Source organism: Candidatus Zixiibacteriota bacterium (genome assembly GCA_034439475.1).
In the GTDB taxonomy this organism is placed as follows: domain Bacteria; phylum Zixibacteria; class MSB-5A5; order GN15; family FEB-12; genus JAWXAN01.
Map to the genome: position 1 here is coordinate 1 of JAWXAN010000062.1, position 5,790 is coordinate 5,790.

Consider the following 5,790-nt stretch of genomic DNA (forward strand, 5'->3'; position numbering starts at 1 on the left):
CTGGCCGGGATTGCCTTTGATGATTGTGCCGGGCTCGATAGTGAGTGTGAGACCGGACTCGACATAGACAAAACCTGAAAGGTTATAGACTGTGTCATTAAAGAATGTTCTGTTTGCTGAAATATCAGCATCGGTGACCAGTTTCACTGGCTTGCCGTTATCCGACAATTGGCCAAACGCCAAAGTCGGCAGCATAGTCAGCAAAAGGGCGAGTAATTTACGTTTCATTAAAATTGACCTCCACATACGTGTGTGTTTTAGTTGAACCTTAGTTAAAAAAAGCGCTCTACAATTGTCTCAATCGAATGGAATGACCGTGATATCATCTCCCCCCTTCATATTTTTTGTAAGAGAGTTTGCGGATCGGAAATATATAAGAGAGGCAAACGTCACCGATGAGTCCAATAATTGGCTCCCGAACCCAGCGATGACAACTTGCACGCGTTTCGTGTTTCTTGTAGAGGAAATATATCGTCTTGTCTTGTTCATACTAAATGAGGTCATTCACTTTCATTATCTACCATTCTCTCTATTCAAACTTGAAAGAGAGTCCAAGCGAGAGGGTGCGCCCGGTTCCGGTCGAGCGATAGATGTATTCATTTTCAGGAACTTTGTAAGTAAATAAGGCGCGGGAATCCGTGAGGTTCTTCCCGGTGGCTTTGATAGAAAAGCCGGCGAAGATTCGCTGTGAGACAATAAGGTCAAATATCGAACGGGGATTCTCATACACATCGGGTGTGCCGCCGGCCGAATTGACCGCGAAGCGCTCGCCAATACGATTGAATTGAATCGTCATCGTGGTGCCGATTACAGGATTCTCATAACCCGCGCTCACATTCACGACATAGGGAGACTGATTGTACATGGGCCGGGTATCTTCGGCTTTAGGATCATACTGGCGAAGATACAGAAGCTCGGATTGAGGAATATCGACTTTTGAGTCGACCAAAGTCAGATTTGCGCCAATGTCGAAATATTTCAACTGCGGAGCAACAAAGTCAAGCTTCTTGCGAATTTCGAACTCGGCCCCATATAGTGTGCCTTTGTCAACATTGATAGGCTGCACTTGATTGGCGTTCGTTCCTAAAATTGCAAGTTCGATCGGGTTCTCGAAGCTCTTGTAAAAACCGCTGATGGCCACAATTTCGCCTGACCGAACAAACCATTCCCAGCGAAGGTCGTAATTGTCAATCAAGGTGCGTTCGAGGTCCTTGTTCCCAGAAAAGACTTTCCCCGAACCGCCGAAATCTTCGCTTCCGTACGGCGCGAATTCACGGATAGTCGGTCGGGCAAGCGTTTTACCATAGGCGGAGCGTAAATTCATTGTTGAGCTGAGATTGTAGACGAGATTCACTGAGGGGAGAAGATCTGTAACATCGATCTTGCCGCTCTTGTATTCGGCATTATCGCTTGCGAATCCGTTTTCAACAAACATTTCTGTTTGTTCGTATCTTGCGCCTGCGGTAATATTCAGTTTCTGAAACGGCGTAAGATCAAATAATCCGTAGTAGCCGGTAATGCGTTGAAAACCGTTATACCGAGCATGATCGGTCGTGGCTTCGACTATCCATCGATTGAAACGATACTGCCAAACCGGGCTGGCGGCAGTGCCGATGTTAACTGAATCGTACCCGAGTTCAGCGACGTACTCTTGCGGAACGCCGGTGAAAGGAACCGAACTTTTGTACCTGAAAACCCGTTCGTCGTGCATGCGTTCTTTTTCAAGGTATGCGGCTCCGGTTTTCAATGTGATTGCTTTGCTCAGCGGAGCAGAGAAATCGAGAACAAACTCATCGTTGTTTTCTTGGATATTTCTAAAGAAGCGAGTGGGTAGGATATCGATACTTGACGGATCGACTGAGTAATCAGGATTCTCCAGCTTAACAAGTTCGACTTCGCCTGTTTCCTGATTCTCGCGTTCTTCATAATAAATGACTTGGTGGTTGAAGAAGCGGAGATCGGGCACATCTAATTCACTTCGGGAAAAACTTGCCTGCCACTTGGCTCGAATTGGAGCGCCGAGACTCAGCGCATGTTCGCCTTTGAACTGGAGACTATTCATTGTGGTCTCTTTCTGTTCGATAACGCGAGCCTCGAGGCGGGCAATGAGCGTGTCAAGCGGCGACGGGGAATTGATGTTGAAGGAGTTCGGATAGCCGCCTTCAAGAAAACGAGTCTCATGTTCTTTGGCCCGGTTTGTTACGTACGAAATACCCAGCTTGTGATTGGTGTGCATGCTGTAAGCCAGATTGGCCAAACCGCCATAGAGTTCTTCTTCAGAGCTTTTGGTATCATGCAGATAATGCTGTAAGACAAGCTCTTCACTTGCACCGGAAGGGTTGATGAATCGTCCTTCAATCCCGTCATCATAGAAGCGGTTAGCCATTTTATAATTGAATGAGGCATTGACTCCAAGTGTGCGGCCGATAAAAGGAATCGAATTGCCATAGGAGATGCCATAGGAGCGGTCAATCGGACCGCTTTTTCTCTCCTGCTTCATATTCTTGATAAAAGAATTCGAGAGATTGTCAATCAGATGGGCGCGATTTGCGTCAGTCGTGAAACCGAGCGCGTCATTTCCAAGACCTTGCGCGACCTCGGTGTTCCACATGGTCGGAACAGTCGAGTTGCCATTGGTAGACGAAAGAAAGAGACCATTCGAGCTGGATTGGTTATTATGGCCGGCCGATGTTGTTACTGAAATAATCTGCGTCTCAGGGAAATCCTTGGTTCGCATATCGATACTTCCGCCAGAGAAATTTCCCGCCTTATCTGGTGAAAAGGTCTTTGTAACGACAATGTTATCAAGCAAGCCGGACAAAATCATATCCATCGGGACAGCCTGTTTGTCAGGATCAGGGGAGGGTAAAAGCGCGCCATTGAGCTGAGTGTTGCTGTAGCGTTCGCCAAGTCCCCGCACGTAGGCGAATTTTCCGTCCACTACAGTCGCGCCGACGACTTTCGTCATTGCTTCGGCGGCGTCGCTGCTTCCCGATTTTATTATCGCTTCAGAGCTTATGGCATCGCTGACTACTTTTGCGGCTTGGCGGTGTTTTAACAAAGCGGATTCAGTATTTGTGACTGCTTTTGCTTTGACAATTATCTCCTTGGCGTCGGTCATTTGGGTCTCAAGCGAGATATTAATCCGAAAATTCTGGCCCTCCACAACCGTTACTTCCTGGATCGAGACCGGAGAATATCCGACCGAAGATGCCCGTACGACATATGTGCCGACTGGAACCGCGCGAATTGTGTAATTGCCATCAAGGTCGGAGACCGCACCAAGCTTGGTTCCTTCGACCGCGACCGAAACACCCACGAGCGCTTCACCGGTTATGGCATCAGTCAACTGGCCGACAATTTTGCCGGTTTTGGCCGAAGCCTGTTGAGCGCAGATGTTCGCAGCGCAGAGAATGAGAAGAGAAGTAAGAAGACAAAGAAGTTTGGGCATCCTGCCTAACCCCTTTCTTGTCTCTGTCCTCATGTGACTTGTTTTAAACCTTTCCATACACCTCCAAATCCTGTTCAGGGACTTTCTGCCCACTTTGGGCTATTACTTTTGTCCAACGAGGCAAAGTTTAGCCGAGCCATGTTAAGTGAGTATTAAAGTTGCCTTAGGATTGGGTGTTTTAAAGGTATGAGAGTAAATTTGACTGCATAAGACTTAAGCATCAGCTTCTGAAAGTTGATAAAGCTCAGTGCTATCTAACCAACTTTTAAGCGCTGACTCATCCAACGCTAACACAACGCATACAGATTTATGCAGGAAAAAGAGGAACAACAAATTGCATTGATTGCATAGAGGCAGACTGGCATTACCATGAGCAAAGAGCACATTCTCCTTATTGAAGACGAGCCTGACATTCAGGAACTCATCCGAGTAAACTTAGTCAGACAAGGTTTTCGTCTGAGCATATACAAATCCGGCGAAGAGGGGATTCCCGCCATCAAAGCACAACAGCCCAAATTGATTCTTCTTGATCTCATGCTTCCGGGAATAGACGGTCTCGAAGTCTGCCGCATACTCAAAAACGGCACAGTCACGAATCAGATTCCGATCATCATGGTGACTGCCAAAGGAGAGGACGTCGATATGGTGACCGGACTTGAGTTAGGCGCCGACGACTATCTCACCAAGCCCTTTAGTCCACGGGTTCTTATTGCCAAAATCCGCGCATTGCTGCGTCGACGCAACTCAGAGCAGCTCAGCGATGAGCCGTCGGTCACTGCCCACGAGCTGGAGATCCACCCGGGTCGTTTTGAAGTTATCGCGGATGGCCGACATTTTGATTTATCTCTGACTGAATTTCGATTGCTGCATTTTTTGGCGAAGAACCCCGGCTGGGTGTATAGCAGGTATCAGATCGTTTCAGGCGTGCGAGGGGATGATATTGTTGTCACTGATCGATCGGTTGATGTCCATGTTGTGGGACTGCGCAAGAAGCTCGGTAAATATGGCGACTATATCGAAACAGTGCGCGGTGTCGGCTACCGCTTTCGGAGATAGGGGTAGGTGACGGCAATATCAAGCGCCAATAATAAGGCTCTTGTTAGTCCGCCAAACCAATTTTCTTAAGAAACACGGGCCAGCGGGGGTCGGAGTGCAGATTCCGCAGAAAGGGGTGGACTTTTGCTTGTGGAAGGCCCGCGCTCCCCAGTGCAACTGAGCTCTCCAGACATTCGAATGATTTATCATATTCTTCACGATATGCATAGACCATGGCCAATGAAAACCTCCAACGTTCTCCGTTTGCATGCAGATCCGCAAGGGCGCGATCTGACTTCTGTTGCTCGCCCATCGCGTGGTAAACCATAGCCAGACCGCAATTCCGGAATCCCGCCGACTTTTCCTTCTTCATTTCCGACAGCGCTTCATCAAATTTCTCCTGCAAAAGCGCTACCATACCCAGGAATAGGTGAGCTGGCGTTATGTCTGGGCTCAATTCAAGAGCTTGACTTAGCGCGTCACGTGCCTCGTCCAAACGATCTGCGTATGCCAAAATCCTTCCACGATCATAACGCGCTGCGGGATTCAGCGGATCCAGTTCTATCGCCAGTTTCGACAGTCGAAGAGCTTCGTCGAATCGGCCGAAGAGGGCTTCATAGAAGGATAAACGACAGACTATCCAGCTGTTGTTCGGAGCCAGGGAGTATGCCTTGCGGAATGCGATACCAGCTTCATCAAGACGCAAATCGAGCACCGTAAGAATAAAACCCATCACTCCGTGAGCTTCCGGCAGGGAATCATCAAGCGCCAGCGCTTTCTGTGCCGCCTCCTTCGCCCGGCCATATACTTCTTTATAGTCGGTATGACCCCCGACCATCTGATGTGCAAGGGCCGTCGCCATGCCCGCCCAGGCCCGTGCATTTTCTGGATCGAGTGCAATGGCCCTTTGATAGAGTTCGACTGCCGCCGCAAGACTCTCTTTGGTCGACTGGAGGACCGATTGGTGAGCACGGAGCACCAGTGCATAACTTTCGGGATTGACCTTTTTATTTCTCTCGACTATGCCGACCAAGGTGACTTGCATCGCCGTCGAAACAGCCTTTGCGATGTCATCCTGCACCGCGAAGATGTCATCAAGAACGCGATCATATGTTTCGGACCAGAGATGGAATCCATCAGTCGTGTTGACCAACTGGGCCGTGATCCGAACGCGATTGCCCGATCTGCGAACACTTCCTTCCAGTAATGTGCCGACTCCGAGCTTTTGACCGATCTCTCGAATATCTTCCTGCTTTCCTTTAAATGCGAACGAAGAGGTGCGGCCGATAACTTTTAGCTCCGGA

General features: G+C 48.8%; 4 protein-coding genes. 1 reads left to right on the forward strand and 3 read right to left on the reverse strand.

Translation table 11 applies throughout. The features are described 5' to 3' along the window. Together SGI97_09180 and SGI97_09185 are read right to left on the reverse strand one after the other, a co-directional pair. A partial coding sequence (locus SGI97_09180; GenBank protein ID MDZ4724057.1) for a T9SS C-terminal target domain-containing protein occupies positions 1-228 on the reverse strand: 228 nt, incomplete at its 3' end. Positions 229-529: 301 nt separating this feature from the next. Continuing rightward, positions 530-3,451, reverse strand: coding sequence for a TonB-dependent receptor (locus tag SGI97_09185; GenBank protein MDZ4724058.1), 2,922 nt, complete (start codon positions 3,449-3,451; stop codon positions 530-532). A gap of 369 nt (positions 3,452-3,820) precedes the next feature. On the opposite strand from SGI97_09185, the gene SGI97_09190 reads away from it, so the two are divergent. Then, positions 3,821-4,507: a response regulator gene (locus SGI97_09190; GenBank protein MDZ4724059.1), complete on the forward strand. Its 687-nt coding sequence runs from the start codon at positions 3,821-3,823 to the stop codon at positions 4,505-4,507. A gap of 43 nt (positions 4,508-4,550) precedes the next feature. Here SGI97_09190 and SGI97_09195 read toward each other — a convergent pair. Further along, on the reverse strand, positions 4,551-5,790 hold a 1,240-nt coding region (locus tag SGI97_09195; protein ID MDZ4724060.1), incomplete at its 5' end, for a tetratricopeptide repeat protein.